The organism is Candidatus Curtissbacteria bacterium (assembly GCA_024654445.1).
Taxonomy (GTDB): Bacteria; Patescibacteriota; Microgenomatia; order Curtissbacterales; family GWA2-41-24; genus JANLHP01.
This window is the reverse complement of record JANLHP010000017.1, coordinates 125,986-140,001: the sequence shown is the minus strand read 5'-3', so window position 1 is coordinate 140,001 and position 14,016 is coordinate 125,986. Positions and strand designations below refer to the sequence as shown.

General features: G+C 42.4%; 16 protein-coding genes. 12 read left to right on the top strand and 4 right to left on the bottom strand.

Features of this window, described 5'->3' with window-relative positions; translation table 11 throughout:
* The first annotated feature begins 2 nt into the window (after positions 1–2).
* Positions 3–593, top strand: coding sequence for a retroviral-like aspartic protease family protein (locus NUV69_03045; protein MCR4324639.1), 591 nt, complete (start codon positions 3–5; stop codon positions 591–593).
* Here NUV69_03045 and NUV69_03040 read toward each other — a convergent pair.
* Positions 590–2,422 carry a UvrD-helicase domain-containing protein gene (locus tag NUV69_03040; protein ID MCR4324638.1) on the bottom strand — a complete coding sequence of 611 codons (1,833 nt, stop codon included), beginning with the start codon at positions 2,420–2,422 and terminating at the stop codon, positions 590–592. The two genes, NUV69_03045 and NUV69_03040, sit on opposite strands and share 4 nt — an antisense overlap.
* A gap of 126 nt (positions 2,423–2,548) precedes the next feature.
* Here NUV69_03040 and trxA point away from each other — a divergent pair, with 126 nt between their 5' ends.
* From trxA to NUV69_03025, 3 genes are read left to right on the top strand one after another with little or no spacing between them, the layout of a single operon-like run.
* Positions 2,549–2,812, top strand: coding sequence for a thioredoxin (gene trxA, locus NUV69_03035; GenBank protein ID MCR4324637.1), 264 nt, complete (start codon positions 2,549–2,551; stop codon positions 2,810–2,812).
* Positions 2,805–3,467 carry a triose-phosphate isomerase gene (locus NUV69_03030; protein ID MCR4324636.1) on the top strand — a complete coding sequence of 221 codons (663 nt, stop codon included), beginning with the start codon at positions 2,805–2,807 and terminating at the stop codon, positions 3,465–3,467. The genes trxA and NUV69_03030 overlap by 8 nt, the downstream gene beginning before the upstream one ends.
* Positions 3,467–4,615 carry an LCP family protein gene (locus NUV69_03025; GenBank protein ID MCR4324635.1) on the top strand — a complete coding sequence of 383 codons (1,149 nt, stop codon included), beginning with the start codon at positions 3,467–3,469 and terminating at the stop codon, positions 4,613–4,615. Before NUV69_03030 ends, NUV69_03025 begins: the two co-directional genes overlap by 1 nt.
* 67 nt (positions 4,616–4,682) lie before the next feature.
* On the opposite strand, the gene NUV69_03020 is transcribed toward NUV69_03025, so the two are convergent.
* The 3 genes from NUV69_03020 to rpsT form a co-directional block, all read right to left on the bottom strand.
* The gene (locus NUV69_03020) at positions 4,683–4,856 is read right to left on the bottom strand and encodes a hypothetical protein (GenBank protein MCR4324634.1); all 174 of its coding nucleotides are present in this window, start codon (positions 4,854–4,856) and stop codon (positions 4,683–4,685) included.
* Positions 4,857–4,919: 63 nt separating this feature from the next.
* On the bottom strand, positions 4,920–5,153 hold the full coding sequence (locus NUV69_03015; protein MCR4324633.1) for a hypothetical protein: 234 nt from the start codon (positions 5,151–5,153) through the stop codon (positions 4,920–4,922).
* 107 nt (positions 5,154–5,260) lie between these two features.
* Positions 5,261–5,542, bottom strand: coding sequence for a 30S ribosomal protein S20 (gene rpsT, locus NUV69_03010; GenBank protein MCR4324632.1), 282 nt, complete (start codon positions 5,540–5,542; stop codon positions 5,261–5,263).
* A 139-nt stretch (positions 5,543–5,681) separates the two neighbouring features.
* Here rpsT and murJ point away from each other — a divergent pair, with 139 nt between their 5' ends.
* The 8 genes from murJ (at position 5,682) to dnaK (ending at position 13,936) form a co-directional block, all read left to right on the top strand.
* Positions 5,682–7,346 carry a murein biosynthesis integral membrane protein MurJ gene (gene murJ, locus NUV69_03005; GenBank protein ID MCR4324631.1) on the top strand — a complete coding sequence of 555 codons (1,665 nt, stop codon included), beginning with the start codon at positions 5,682–5,684 and terminating at the stop codon, positions 7,344–7,346.
* 29 nt (positions 7,347–7,375) lie between these two features.
* A complete protein-coding gene (locus tag NUV69_03000) occupies positions 7,376–9,256 on the top strand; it encodes an elongation factor 4 (protein MCR4324630.1) in 1,881 nt (626 codons plus the stop codon).
* Positions 9,253–9,741 carry an NUDIX domain-containing protein gene (locus NUV69_02995; protein MCR4324629.1) on the top strand — a complete coding sequence of 163 codons (489 nt, stop codon included), beginning with the start codon at positions 9,253–9,255 and terminating at the stop codon, positions 9,739–9,741. The genes NUV69_03000 and NUV69_02995 overlap by 4 nt, the downstream gene beginning before the upstream one ends.
* A gap of 68 nt (positions 9,742–9,809) precedes the next feature.
* The gene (locus tag NUV69_02990; protein ID MCR4324628.1) at positions 9,810–10,037 is read left to right on the top strand and encodes a hypothetical protein; all 228 of its coding nucleotides are present in this window, start codon (positions 9,810–9,812) and stop codon (positions 10,035–10,037) included.
* 127 nt (positions 10,038–10,164) lie between these two features.
* Complete coding sequence (locus tag NUV69_02985; protein ID MCR4324627.1) at positions 10,165–10,449, top strand: hypothetical protein; 285 nt, start codon at positions 10,165–10,167, stop codon at positions 10,447–10,449.
* Positions 10,450–10,589: 140 nt separating this feature from the next.
* Positions 10,590–11,312, top strand: coding sequence for a hypothetical protein (locus tag NUV69_02980; GenBank protein MCR4324626.1), 723 nt, complete (start codon positions 10,590–10,592; stop codon positions 11,310–11,312).
* A gap of 6 nt (positions 11,313–11,318) precedes the next feature.
* Positions 11,319–11,882 (top strand): nucleotide exchange factor GrpE, encoded by a 564-nt coding sequence (locus NUV69_02975; protein MCR4324625.1) that lies wholly within the window; start codon positions 11,319–11,321, stop codon positions 11,880–11,882.
* 146 nt (positions 11,883–12,028) lie between these two features.
* Positions 12,029–13,936 carry a molecular chaperone DnaK gene (dnaK, locus tag NUV69_02970; GenBank protein MCR4324624.1) on the top strand — a complete coding sequence of 636 codons (1,908 nt, stop codon included), beginning with the start codon at positions 12,029–12,031 and terminating at the stop codon, positions 13,934–13,936.
* Positions 13,937–14,016: the final 80 nt, after the last annotated feature.

Here is a 14,016-nt window from a genome sequence, read left to right as displayed (position 1 = left end):
AAATGGCTGCTGAGTTAATTATCCCTACACCAGATCTGTTTGTCGCAACAGACAGAGACTTCGACCCAGAGTCATACTATGTAGGCCGAGCGATAGATCCCCTAATTCCTTCAGTTCCCGGATTCTTTTCGAGTTATGCTTCAGAATGGCCGATGGTCACTGTTCATGCTCGAAACCAGAAAAACGGAAGAGGGCACACCGTCAATTTTCTGTTCGACACGGGAGCTGGCGCAACAATTATCAACGGCCGCGACGCCGAGGCGTTGAGTATCAGTTACAGAACTACAACTGGGAATAAGACCTTAGGTACCGGAGATTTCAGGATGGATTCCAGGCCCGCCAAATTAAGGTTTTCTTTTATCGGAACTTTTCTTTCGGGTGACGAAACACGTGTAAGACAAGCTCTTCTCCAATCATCAGTAAACGTCCTTGTGCCGGATACCACATTTAATGAGGAACTCCCATCTCTAATGGGAAGAAACCTCATTCAATTGTTTGAATGGTCAATGGCTCACGGCTCTCTGCTATTAAACGTTCGTCCGGCGTCCTCAAGACGCTTTACTGCAAACGCAATCTCGAGGAAAAATTATTAGACAGCAATTACTAGCTCTTGAGGAATATCAACGACGAATCTCGAAACCATATTAGAACCCATTATTCCGAAATATAACCTGTTTGTCGCGTAAGTAAGATAAAGCTTTTCTCTGGCTCTCGTCATCCCCACATAAGCCAGTCGTCTTTCTTCCTCCAATTGATCTCCGTCCAGCATACTTCTTGAATGCGGGAAAATTCCCTCTTCCATCCCAACCAAAAAAACGTTTTCAAACTCCAACCCTTTGGCGGCATGGATAGTCATCAAGGTAACGGCATCAGTAGACCCTTTTTCCTCGTAAGATTTACCTGGCGCGACTCTTCCTTCCATTAAAGTTACACTTTCCAAAAAGTTTGACAGGTTTTCAAAGTCGGCAGCAACCGATTTCAACTCCTTAACATTTTCAACTCTCATCAACCCTTGTTCCGTTCCGTCGTCAATCGTCAAAATATAATCCGTAGAATCAAGAACCAGATCAATTAAGTCCATCGGCTTAGGAACTTTCCCTTCCAAAGCATCAACCATCTCCTGAAACTTATTGAATCTTCTCTTACCCAATTTTTCGACCCTGTTTTTAGAAACTTTATCTTTTGGATTTTGAATCAACCTTAAATAAGCCATCACGTCCTTTACCTCTTTTCTTGCGTAGAAACTCACTCCGCCATAAAGTCGGTAGGGAATATTGGCGTGTAAAAGTGCCTCCTCGATTGTTCTAGATTGCGCATTTGTTCGATATAAAACAGCAAAAGCAGAGAGTGGTTTCCCGGACGTCAAAACCCGCTCCACAACAAAATTCGCTTCGTCGACCTCGTTCTGTGCAGCATAAATAGTGATCTTTTCCCCCTCGTCGTTTTGCGTCCAGAGCTTTAAAACCGGATGAGAACTGTTGTGAGAAATAATTGTGTTTGCAGCATTTAAAATATTTTGCGTGCTTCGGTAATTCTGTTCCAAATTAAAAATAACAGCTCCCGGAAAATCCCTTTTAAAATTCAAAATATTTCTAAAATCTGCTCCCCTGAAAGAATAAATTGCTTGCGACGCGTCCCCAACTACCGTCAAATTTCCGTAAGCGCTCGAAAGCAGCTTAGTCAAGGTGTACTGCGACGTATTAACGTCCTGATACTCGTCGACCAAAACATATTTAAATCTACCAGCCCATTTCTCAAGGACATTAGGGTTGGTTCTAAATAACCTGACCGTTTGTGTTAGCAAATCATCGAAGTCGCAAGCGTTCATATCCTCAAGTTCTTTTTGGTAAATCTCATAAACTCTGGAGACCGTTTCCGCAAAATACCCTCTCGCAAACTGCGCGTAATCGGCAGGGGAAAGGAGTTCGTTTTTAGCAGAAGAAATAGAATTTAAAATAGAATGCGGTTTAAAGCTTTTAGAAGAAATATTTGCATCTTTCATAATTCTTTTAACAAGCGACAAACTGTCGTCGCTGTCAAAAATTAAGTAACCACTTGGAATTCCGATAAATTTTCCATCCGTTCGAAGTAACCGCGCGCAAAAGGAGTGAAAAGTACCTACATAAGGCATGTCGGATTGTAGGATGGTAGGATTGTTGGACTTATCTTCTCCCACCATCCCACTATCCCTTTTACCCACTAACCTAAATACTCTCTCCTTCATTTCATTGGCCGCTTTATTTGTAAACGTAACCGCTAAAATTTCGTGAGGTTTCACCCCAAGGCTGATAAGATACGCGATCTTATAAGTTAAAACTCGCGTTTTTCCACTGCCGGCCCCTGCCAAAATCAAAACAGCTCCGTCAGTCTGCTTTACTGCCTCTTGTTGAGATTTGTCTAAATCCGAAAGTAAATCTTTCATAAGTTTTTATATTTTACATTGTTATAATGACATCCGGCTCTTTCGACTCTTTTATCTCCTTCGCAACCTTTCTGATGTTGTCAAGATATCGATTTCACAATTCGTGCTGATATATAATACCTAGACATGGTCAAATTGTTAGACTTCTGGGCCGAATGGTGTGGCCCGTGCAAATTCATGGAGCCGGTTCTTGAAGAACTGGAACGAGAACTTTCCGGCAAAGTTGAAGTCGAAAAAATTAACGTCGATGAAAACCAGGATATAACCATAAAATATGGCGTCATGTCTATCCCAACCTACGTTGTAGAAAAGGACGGCCGCGAAATAGAAAGGATAGTCGGCGCTACTTCGAAAGAGAATCTGCTAAAAGCCCTTTTGAAAAATGAGTGATTTTCCTTTGCTTGTCGCAAACCTCAAGGCCAATAAAAGCTGGGACGAAATGTCAGCATGGATTGAAGAAGTTGGCAAAAACGCTCAAGGCTACCCAGGAACAATTGTAGTTTGTCCGACCCTCCCATTTTTATCAGCAGCTAAACAAAAAATTGACCAAGAAGGATTAAAAATTACGCTCGGAAGCCAAGATGTCTCCGCTTTTGAAGCTGGGCCTTACACCGGAGAAGTCGCAGCAAGCCAAATAGTTGGCCTTTGTGAGTATGCAATAGTTGGTCATTCGGAAAGACGCGGCAATTTTAAAGAAGATGAAGATACACTCGAAAAAAAGGTCAAAAATACACTTGCTGCTGGGCTAAAGCCAATTTATTGCGTCCCTGACGAAAATTCGCCGATTCCAGAAGGAACCGGAATAGTGGCATTCGAACCTATAGCGGCAATAGGAACAGGGGAGCCAGATTCTCCTCAAAATGCTCAAAGAGTTGCTAGCGTTATTAAATCGAACGGTCAACACACTGTAATTTATGGCGGTTCGGTAAATGCCCAAAACGCGAGAGCCTTTTTAAAAGAAGACATAATCGATGGATTGCTCGTAGGGACCGACAGTCTTGAAAGCGCAAAATTTATAGCGATAATAGAAGCAATAAGCCTTTAATGCGAAAGTACAGCCAAAAGCCGCAAAAGAGTTTTTCTGTGGTCAAAATTCTGATAATTGTCACAATCGTTGCGGCTTTATTTTTTGCTCTAATAAAGTATTTCGACCTCGGAAAATATTTTTTCAAGGGTCCCCAAACAGTAGTTCAGCTAATTACCGATTCAGGGTTAAAGTCCGACAACGACCGAATTAATGTTCTTCTTTTGGGAATTGGCGGAGTTGGGCACGACGGTCCCGACCTCACAGACACAATTATTTTGGCTTCTGTTAAAAAAGATGGTTCTGACGTCGCCTTGATATCAATTCCTCGCGATCTTTGGGTACCCGACGTGTCTTACAAGATAAATCACATTTACGCAATTGGCCAAGAAGATGACGAAAACGGCTTGGAGCTTGCCGAGGAAAATGTGTCCGTTTTAATGGGGCTACCTATTCATTACGCGGCGCGTGTTGACTTCAACGGATTTATCAAAGCAGTCAATTTAGTAGAAGGCCTCGACATTAATGTCGAGAATTCATTTGTAGACCCACGATATCCGATTCCAGGCAAAGAAGACGACCTCTGCGGATTAACCATAGAAGAGCAGGAAAAAGATGGGGTAAAAGAGCAAGTCGTTAAGGATGCAACGGGAGCCGCGATTCCACTTATTGATATTACGGACGATGGTAGCCCATTTGTGTGCCGCTACGAAACTCTAAGCTTTAAAAAAGGGCCAACGCAGATGGATGGCGTCACAGCACTCAAGTTTGTAAGATCTCGTCACGGCACCAACGGTGAAGGGTCAGATTTTGCAAGGTCCGCTCGTCAACAAAAAGTAATTTTAGCTTTCCGCGAAAAAGTATTCTCTACAGGAACTCTCACCAACCCAAAAACGATAATTGACCTTATCGGAACGTTCGATCAATCAATAGACACTAACATTAAAAACGAAGACGTACCGCTTTTCGTTAAATTAAGCCAAAAAATAGATCCTAATAAAATCAGGGCAATCGTTTTGGACGCAGGACGTGAAGAAAGCGTTTTGGAATTCGGTTTACCTCAAAACTATGGTGGTCAGTCGGTAATAATTCCCAAAGATGCCAACTGGACAGAACTTTCCGAATACGTTCAAGGTGAAGTGTTTAAATTAGAAGAACAGGAAAATTAAAAATTATTCTTCTCGATGCCTCTCGAGTCTCGAAAGTCCATTTACTAAGAGCATTAAAGCGGGTGTGCTAGTAGCAACCAGCAAGAGCTACCAGCCTTGTAGATTCGTTGTCAGAGGACACAACAGCTGCGCCTAGCACAGCTGCTTCCGACAGAAACCAGCTTACTGCAATAAAACCAAGCATCCTTGGAGACCAAGGACTTTCAGATTCTTGAGAGTTATCACTTAATCTCTCTTCCATTAAGCAGCATTTTAAAGCTGAACGATTTAATTTTGCAAATAGATTAAAAAATTAAGAAGAAATTTAGTCTCGGTAGCTGAGTGCGAACTTCAAAGTTCCGACAACGAACAGAAGCACTCCAGTAACGAAAATTAAATATGTAAGCTCTGTCGAGCCTGCACTTGGAAGAGAACTACTTGTTCCGCCTTTTGCAGCAGACGACGTTGCAGCAGAAGTTTGCGCAAGAACATTTTCTGCGGAAACTAAAAATAAGGAAAATGATGAACCGAAGCCGAGTAATCGGGCAAGCTTTGTCATATCAGGCGAAATTAACCTCTCTTATTTTCGAGCTTGCGAGAAAACAAGCTCACTTATAACAGTAATATGAACGTGCTTGGCTTGTCAACCCCAATTTAAGCGAAGAATTATTTTGCTGTTGCAGCTTTAACTTTGGGCTCAACTTTTTTATCAGAACTTTGAACAAGTTTAGACAGTCTTGATTTAAGCCTAGCAGCCTTATTGGCATGAATAACGTTAGTTTTAGCTGCTCTGTCTAAGCTTTTAAACACAAGAGTAAGCCCCTCTTTCGACGGGTGTTTTCTAAAAGCGCGAATAGCGCTCTTAAACGTGCTTTTCACCTTTAAGTTTATTTGCGCCTTGCGCTTGTCTTGTCTGACCTTTTTTATCGCTTGTTTTATTACTGGCATCTAAGATAATATAATCGAGTTTGGCTTCACTGCGATTCTAATCGAATACTAATTGCACTGTCAAATAGGACGATTCAAGATGATTTTTAGAAGCTATCTTCCAATTCACCCAATTCGCTGTGGATTGGGGCTGTAAATTATGCTCGAAATATTTAAAAACGGCGCCAGTATTTTCAAAAAACGACAAGAAGATATCCTCTCTGCAGCCTTCGTAATCGCTTTTTCGGTCGCAATTTCTAGAATTCTCGGACTGGTTAGGTACCGTTTACTCGCATCTCGCTTTGGTGACGATATCCACCTTCTGGATAGTTTTATTGCGGCTTCGATCTTACCCGACGCCATTTTTGAAGTACTAATTCTAGGCACAATTGCCCTAGCTTTCATCCCTATATTTTCCCAATATCTTTCTCGCGACAAAATCGAGAAGGCCTGGGAGCTTTCTTCAAATATGATCACAATCGGGGTGGTAATTTTTGCAGTTTTTGCAGTCATTATCATTGCACTCGCAAACTTTATCGCGCCCGTTATAGCGCCAGGTGTAGTTGAAAACACGCCAGAGACTCAAGGACTTATTGCCAATCTTCTAAGAATAATGATTCTTGCACAATTCTTTTTTGTAATCTCGATTTTTTTAACCGGAATTTTGCAGTCTCATCAAAGATTTTTAATTCCCGCCCTCGCTTCAATCCTTTATAACGTCGGAATAATATTCGGAATCATATTTTTAACGCCAATGTTTGGCATTTTTGGTCCAGCCATCGGCATGATTATTGGAGCTATTCTGCACTTACTTTTCCAGCTGCCTCTGGCGCTGTCATTAGGTTTTAGATACAAGCCAAAAATAGATTTTAAAAATAAAGATGTTAAAGAAATGTTTTCTCTTATGTGGCCACGATCTCTTGCCCTTGCCTTAATTCGTGCAGCAGATGTTGTTAATATTGCTCTTGCTTCCATCGTCACAATTGGTTCCGTAACAGCATACAACTTCGCCCAGGTACTTCAGGTTGTCCCAACAGCCTTATTCGCGGCTTCGATTGCTCAAGCCGCACTGCCATCACTCTCGATCGAATTCAACGCTCAAAGAAAAGAACAGTTTAAAAAAATCTTTTTAAATTCCTTTCACCAAATACTTTTTTTGGTTTTACCAGCAGCAGCAATCCTCGCCATTCTTAGAATCCCGGCAGTCAGGCTCGCTTTTGGTGCCAAAGATTTCCCTTGGGACCTAACAGTTTTAACCGGTAGAACCCTGATCGCTTTTTCGGTTGGAATAGTTGCTCAAGCCGCAAGTCTTCTTTTAACTCGAAGTTTTTACGCAATCAGAGACAGCATTACACCCGTAAAAGTCACGGCTGTCATCGTTACGTTAAGTATCATATTGAACCTGTTTCTAATTAAAGTGCTCAACCTTTCTATAATGTATCTCGCGATCAACTATTCTGTCGCCAATATTTTAAACGCTCTTACTCTCCTTTATCTTTTAGACCGAAAAGTCAATTTCAATAAAAAAGAACTTCTTGTTCCCGCACTCAAAATGATATTTATTACTATTCTGACGGCTATTTCTCTTTATATTCCAATGAAACTTCTCGACCAATTAGTTTTCGACACTACACGAACGTTTGGACTTATTCTTCTAACAGGGGTAGCATCATTGGTCGGCCTTTCCGTTTACATCTTTTTCTCCTGGCTCCTAAAAGTCCAGGAAGTTCAAATTTTCTGGGGCCTGGGCAAAAAGATAGTTTCCTTCCCCAATAAGCTGGCAAACCCGGCTCCAACTTCCATCGAAGCACAGGAAAATAGATAGCCACGTCCTTATCTGATAAACTGACCTTCATGGAGATCCGCAATTTCGCAATCATTGCCCACATAGACCATGGCAAGTCGACGCTTGCCGACCGTATTATGGAAATCTGCGGCGCGATAAAAGCTGGTCACCAGGAACAACTGCTGGATAGCTTAGAACTAGAGAGAGAACACGGCATCACGATCAAACTCAAAGCTATCAGACTTGTTTACAGTAGACAGTCAACAGTTAACGGTAAAACAAATGAAGACAACCGTGAACCGACAACCGTGAACCGACAACCGGTTCAAAATTTCATTTTGAACCTCATCGACACTCCCGGACACGTCGATTTCGGCTACGAAGTATCGCGTTCTCTAGCCTCTGTCGAGGGAGCAGTCCTAATTGTCGACGCAACGCAAGGTGTTCAAGCGCAAACGCTTTCCAACTTTAATCTCGCACTGGACGCAAATCTAACGCTCATTCCGGTCATTAATAAAATCGACTCTCCTCAAGCAGAAGTCGAAAAGACGGAAGAAGAGCTGATAGGTCTAGGATTCACTAAAGAAGAAATAATAAAAGTTTCCGCCAAAACCGGAGAAAATGTTGAAGCAGTAATTGCGGAAATAATTAAAAAAGTTCCAGAACCAAACTCCTCCTCTCGTCATTCTGAGCGAAGCGAAGAATCTCAAACTAAAAAGAGATCCTTCGGCCTACGGCCTCAGGATGACAACAAAGGACTGCAGGCACTTATTTTTGATTCTTCTCTCGACCCCTATAAGGGAGTAATCGCCTCGGTGCGCTTATTTGGGGGAAGCTTGAAAGTAGGGGACGAAGCAGCTTTTGTTGCAACCGGCAAAAAAGCGACTATTTTACAAATCGGTTATCTTTCTCCTAAACCCACGTTCGTAGAAGAAATTACAGCTGGCCAAGTCGGCTTCATTGTCACCAACACCAAAGACCTTCAAAGCGTAAAAGTAGGCGATACTGTCACTTTAGCCAGCGAGCCACAAAAAGCGCTTCCGGGTTATCAAGAGGCAAAACCCGTTGTTTTTCTTTCACTTTTCCCGACAGATACAGCAGATTTATCCAAACTCAAAGACGGCATCGAAAAACTCAAACTCAATGACGCTTCACTTAGCTTTGCACCCGAATCATCAACAAGCCTCGGCCAAGGATTCCGCGTAGGATTTTTAGGCTTGTTGCACGCACAAATTACTCAAGAAAGGCTAGAGCGGGAATACGATCTGGACATTATCGCGACCTCTCCCTCCGTCAATTTCATGATAGGCGACGAACTCGTCAACAAACCGCAGGAATTTGACCCAGCGGCTAAAGACGTCAAAGAACCATACGCAAAAGTTACACTTTTTACCCCGGAAAAATATTATGGAATTATCTCCAACTTAGTCCACGATAGAAGAGGAGAGATAGTAAATTTCGAAAACATCGGTAACCTTTCCAAAATAGAAGCAAACATGCCGCTTCTCGAAATCATAATTGGTTTTTACGACAATTTAAAAAGTTCTACTTCCGGTTACGCTTCTATGGACTTTGAAGTCACAGATTATCGACCTGCCAATCTTTCAAAACTCGACATTCTTGTAAATCATGAAAGCGTAGAAGGTCTTTCGCAAATAGTTCCCAAAGAAAAAGCGGCAGAAATCGGCAGGAAACTAGTTGAACGACTAAAGGATGCAATTCCCAGGCAACAAATCGCGGTTCCAATCCAAGCAGCAGTCGGAGGCACGATTGTTGCCCGCGAAACTGTCGCATCTTTTAGAAAAGACGTCACGCAAAAACTTTATGGCGGAGACGTCACCCGAAAGATGAAGCTTTTGGAGAAACAGAAAAAAGGTAAAAAGCGAATGAGAAGGTTCGGAAACGTCGACATCCCTCAAGAAGCCTTCCTAGCAGTTTTAAAAATATGATCCCAATTGTCAACATTGTCGCAAGCCCCGTAACTTTCAACGATAAATTTTTGTTAATCAGGAGAATTAAGCCTCCTTACGAGGGTCTGTGGAGCCTGGTCGGAGGCAAGATTGAATATGGAGAGCATATCGAAGACGCGATTATAAGAGAAGTAAAGGAAGAAACAGACCTCGATGTAAAATTCGTCGCAGTTTGTGGAATAGTTGTAGAGATCCTTTACGACAAAAACAAAAAAGTAACAGGCCATTATTTAATGTGGATTTGCGAAACTCAGCCCAAACAAGATACATCAAAAGAAATGGGGGAGGGCGCCATTCGCTGGTTCACAAAAGAAGAGCTTCTGGAAAATAAAGAAAAAGTAATCCCGAGCGACTTTGCGATGGTCCAAGAGTTTTTCTTAAAACCAAAAAGAGAACTGAAAATTCATAAATCCCACATGCTGGAAAACGGCAAAACCTACGAACTCGAATACTTCGGGATATAACGCTGTAAATCCTACTGAATTACCCTATAGTTGCATTTCACCCTACTTTACCCTATAATACGCAACTTATGGCTGAAAAAGAATCAGGCGCGGACGCACGCACTACTGCAAGGAGTGTAGAGGATTTAATTGCAAAAGAAATAGATCCAAGCTTACCTATTAAGCGGGGGGCTCTAAAAATTCACCAAATGCGCCATTTGCAGGAAACTGTCAAAGGAATTCCCGCCGATGAAACGCATTCTGTGTCTAGAAGCGAAGCAATAAATATCCTCAAAAGAAACATTTGGTACGACTAATCCAACCTCTTGACCATTCGACCCATTGGAAACGTCGACATCCCTCAAGAAGCCTTCCTCGCCGTCTTAAAGATTTAGCTGCCCGACTTGATTAAACTAACCACAAAAACCTACAATTGTGCCGATTATGAGCGAAAGACCGAGGCCGGTTAACAAGAGAGATGGCCCGAGAGCAATATCCGAATGGCAACAAATACTCTCCCGCCAACGCGACCCGGAAGGTTTTCAGAGGATACAAGATCTTCGGATGCACGAAGAAACTGACCCTGCCATCAACAAAGTAATTCAAGAAGCTACTGGAAGCCCCATTGGTCACGAACGGGCTATATATTTAATAGAACGAGAAATACACGGTCCGCTCGCAGAAGCCTTCAGAAAGATAAAGCGAGCCCGTGGAAGAAAAATCTCTTGACAACTTTTAGCAGTCGTAGTACACTGTCTGCTAATGACTAACGTCATTTAACGGATGTGTACAAAACCGACCTAATTTGTACGAATATTCGCTCGAATTAGTGATTTATTCGTTCATATTCGTTAGTAGTTGCAACTACCATGGACTTAACTGATAGGCAAAAACATTTGCTTAGAGCGGTTATAGAAAAGTACATCGAAACCGCCGAACCTGTCGGATCTGAAACCGTAGAAAAAGAAACTCGACTTGGAGTTTCTCCGGCTACCATCAGAAACGAGATGGTGAAATTAACTAGTCTTGGTTACCTTCGCCAGCCTCATACTTCTGCAGGCAGAATACCGACATCGACAGGAATGAAGTTTTTTGTCGATCAGTTGATGGAAGAAAAAGCGCTTTCATTAAAAGACGAAGTTTCTATAAAAGAGGAACTTTCAGAGCCAAATAAGCGCTTAGACCAGATTTTGAGCCAAACTGCAAGAGTTCTTGCCAACCAAACGCATTCTTTGGCCTTGGTAACAAACGAAGAAAACGACGTTTACGCTGCAGGAATGGCAAATATTCTGGATATGCCGGAATTTTACGACATCGATATAACCAGAACTGTTCTTGCGATGCTCGACAAAGTTGAAATTCTAGCCCAAATCTTCGGACAGTTAGCAACCGAAGATCAAATTAAAATTTTGTTTGGAGAAGAATTAGGTCTACCCTATCTTGAACCTTGCGGATTTGTAGTCAGTCGCTACGAAATGCCAAATCACAGAGGAGTAATCGCGATAATTGGCCCGTCCAGGCTTAACTATCCGGTCGTTATTCCGACAATGAGATACTTTTCGCAGCTTTTGTCACAAATTTCCGGAGTTTAAAAAAGTATGAGTAAAAACAAAAAGACTGTCAAAAACGATAACACGGACAAAAAGGTAAAAGACGAGAAAGAATTAGTTGACCCACAAGTATCACAACTCGAAGGTCAACTGAAGCGGGCACTCGCCGATTATCAGAACTTAGAGCGAAGAATCGATGAAGAAAGACGACTGCTCGGGACTTTAACATCGGCCCTGGTTATCGAAAAACTTTTACCCGTTCTCGATAACTTGGAAAATGCTCAGAAACACTTGAACGACAAAGGCCTCGAAATGGTAATTAGCCAATTTAAAGAAGTTTTAAGGCAAGAAGGCGTCGAAGAAATACAAGCAGAAGGAACACAATTTGACCCAAACGAACATGAAGCAATTGAGGTTGTAGAATTAGAGAACGCCAAAGGCCCCGAGCGAAGTCGAGGGGATAAAGTGGTGAAGGTTTTAAGAAAAGGTTATAAAATAAATGATAAGGTCCTAAGACCGGCGCAAGTGGCGATAGGCCGAAGTCAAAAAGAAGAAAATAATCAACGAATAGAGAAAAAGGAGGCAACCGAAGAATATTCTTCGAGCGAGTGAAACGAGTCGAGAAGTGTCATCCTGAGCGAAGCGAAGGATCTATAATATAAATAGATTCCGGATCAAGTCCGGAATGACAAAGGTAAGTTCTCATTTTGAGAGCGAAGCGAACAAAACAAGCTCTCTTATTTCATTCGAACAATAACATGAGCAAAGTAGTAGGAATAGATTTAGGAACAACAAATTCAGTAGTTTCTGTAGTCGAAGCTGGGAAACCAAAAGTAATCCACAGCGCGGAAGGCAGAAACATAATTCCGTCTGTCGTCGACCCCGAAAAACACATCGTTGGGGATGTTGCTAAGCGCCAGATGGTCGTAAACCCCAAAACAACAATTTTTTCAATTAAAAGATTAATGGGTCGCAAATATAAAGACCCCGAAGTTCAAAGAGACATTAAATGGCTCCCATACGAAGTCAAAGAAGGCCGCGATGGCATGGCTATCGTTTCGGTCGAAGGCAAAGATTACACTCCACAAGAAATTTCGGCAATGATCCTTCAAAAGATCAAGGCGGACGCTGAAAGCTACCTCGGTGAAAAAGTCGAAAAAGCAGTTATTACTGTTCCCGCCTACTTCGACGATTCACAAAGACAGGCAACCAAACAAGCTGGCGAAATTGCTGGTCTTGAAGTAGAAAGAATCATCAACGAACCGACAGCAGCCGCGCTTGCTTATGGTCTCGACAAAGCCCACGCGCACACAATCGCGGTTTACGATCTTGGTGGCGGAACTTTCGATATTTCAATCCTCGAGCTGGGTGAAGGCGTTTTCGAAGTTAAGGCAACAAATGGTGATACTCACCTTGGTGGAGACGATTTTGACCAAAAAATCCTCGAATTTTTGGCAGACGAGTTCAAAAAAGAATCAGGCGTCGACGTTAAAGAAGACAGACAAGCTCTGCAAAGACTTAGAGATGCTGCCGAAAAAGCAAAGATCGAGCTTTCGTCTACAACTGAAACTGAAATTTCGATCCCCTACCTCACAGCAGACGCAGCCGGTCCAAAACATTTGCAGCTAAAACTTTCACGCGCGAAGTTAGAATCGATCGTCGGTGAATTAGTCGAAAAAACTTTTGGTCCTGTAAAAGATGCTCTCAAAGACGCCAAACTCGAAAACAGCAAAATCGATGAAGTAATTCTTGTCGGTGGTATGACCAGAATGCCGCTCGTGTCACAGAAAGTTAAAGAATTCTTTGGTAAAGAACCACACAAAGGCTTGAACCCTGACGAAGTTGTCGCGATCGGAGCCGCAGTCCAAGGCGCTGTTTTGACCGGCGAAATGAAAGAAATGGTTCTTTTGGATGTTACCCCGCTAACTTTGGGTATCGAAACATTAGGCGCAGTTTCAACACCACTTATCACAAGAAACACAACCGTCCCAACATCTAAAACAGAAGTATTCTCAACGGCTGCCGACAACCAAACATCCGTCGAAATTAACGTTCTGCAGGGTGAGCGGCCAATGGCAGCAGACAACAAATCTCTCGGCCGCTTCATTTTAGACGGCATTCCGCCTTCACCCAGGGGTATGCCACAAGTCGAAGTCACATTCGACCTTGATGCAAATGGAATCCTAAATGTTAAAGCAAAAGACAAAGCAACCGGCAAAGAACAGTCAATAAAAATTACCGGATCTACTGGTCTAACCGACGAAGAGATTCAAAGGATGACCAAAGAGGCCGAAGAACACGCCAAAGAAGACGAAGCCAAAAAAGAAGAAATCGAAACAAGAAACAAAGCAGACTCCTTAACTTACCAAGCCGAAAAAGCGCTCAAAGACGGGGGAGACAAAGTTCCAGCAGAAATCAGAACCGAAGTCGAAGAAAAAATTAAAGCCGTCAAAGAAGTTCAATCATCTGGGTCAATCGAAGAAGTCAAAGCAAAAACAGACGAACTCTCAGCCGTACTATCAAAGATAGGCGAATCTATGTACCAAGGCCAACAAGCACCTGGCACAGAGGGGCAAACAACCGAAGCCAACGACCAAACTCCACCGGAAAACGGCCAGCCTAAAGCGGACGGAGACGTCCAGGAAGGCGAAGTCGTAAAGGAGTAGAGAATTAACCTAATTTCTAATTGACCTAATTGTTCTAAATTATTTAGAAATTTTAAAATTGGGATTTGATTAGAAATTAA

Excerpts from the sequence above, each read along its gene's own strand:
- NUV69_03015 (MCR4324633.1), bottom strand. The coding sequence starts at position 5,153 with ATGACAAAGCTTGCCCGATTACTCGGCTTCGGTTCATCATTTTCCTTA.
- NUV69_03000 (MCR4324630.1), top strand. The coding sequence starts at position 7,376 with ATGGAGATCCGCAATTTCGCAATCATTGCCCACATAGACCATGGCAAG.
- dnaK (MCR4324624.1), top strand. The coding sequence starts at position 12,029 with ATGAGCAAAGTAGTAGGAATAGATTTAGGAACAACAAATTCAGTAGTT.
- trxA (MCR4324637.1), top strand. The coding sequence starts at position 2,549 with ATGGTCAAATTGTTAGACTTCTGGGCCGAATGGTGTGGCCCGTGCAAA.
- NUV69_02975 (MCR4324625.1), top strand. The coding sequence starts at position 11,319 with ATGAGTAAAAACAAAAAGACTGTCAAAAACGATAACACGGACAAAAAG.
- NUV69_02995 (MCR4324629.1), top strand. The coding sequence starts at position 9,253 with ATGATCCCAATTGTCAACATTGTCGCAAGCCCCGTAACTTTCAACGAT.
- rpsT (MCR4324632.1), bottom strand. The coding sequence starts at position 5,542 with ATGCCAGTAATAAAACAAGCGATAAAAAAGGTCAGACAAGACAAGCGC.
- NUV69_02990 (MCR4324628.1), top strand. The coding sequence starts at position 9,810 with ATGGCTGAAAAAGAATCAGGCGCGGACGCACGCACTACTGCAAGGAGT.
- NUV69_03045 (MCR4324639.1), top strand. The coding sequence starts at position 3 with ATGGCTGCTGAGTTAATTATCCCTACACCAGATCTGTTTGTCGCAACA.
- NUV69_03030 (MCR4324636.1), top strand. The coding sequence starts at position 2,805 with ATGAGTGATTTTCCTTTGCTTGTCGCAAACCTCAAGGCCAATAAAAGC.
- NUV69_03025 (MCR4324635.1), top strand. The coding sequence starts at position 3,467 with ATGCGAAAGTACAGCCAAAAGCCGCAAAAGAGTTTTTCTGTGGTCAAA.
- murJ (MCR4324631.1), top strand. The coding sequence starts at position 5,682 with ATGCTCGAAATATTTAAAAACGGCGCCAGTATTTTCAAAAAACGACAA.
- NUV69_02985 (MCR4324627.1), top strand. The coding sequence starts at position 10,165 with ATGAGCGAAAGACCGAGGCCGGTTAACAAGAGAGATGGCCCGAGAGCA.
- NUV69_03020 (MCR4324634.1), bottom strand. The coding sequence starts at position 4,856 with ATGGAAGAGAGATTAAGTGATAACTCTCAAGAATCTGAAAGTCCTTGG.
- NUV69_03040 (MCR4324638.1), bottom strand. The coding sequence starts at position 2,422 with ATGAAAGATTTACTTTCGGATTTAGACAAATCTCAACAAGAGGCAGTA.
- NUV69_02980 (MCR4324626.1), top strand. The coding sequence starts at position 10,590 with ATGGACTTAACTGATAGGCAAAAACATTTGCTTAGAGCGGTTATAGAA.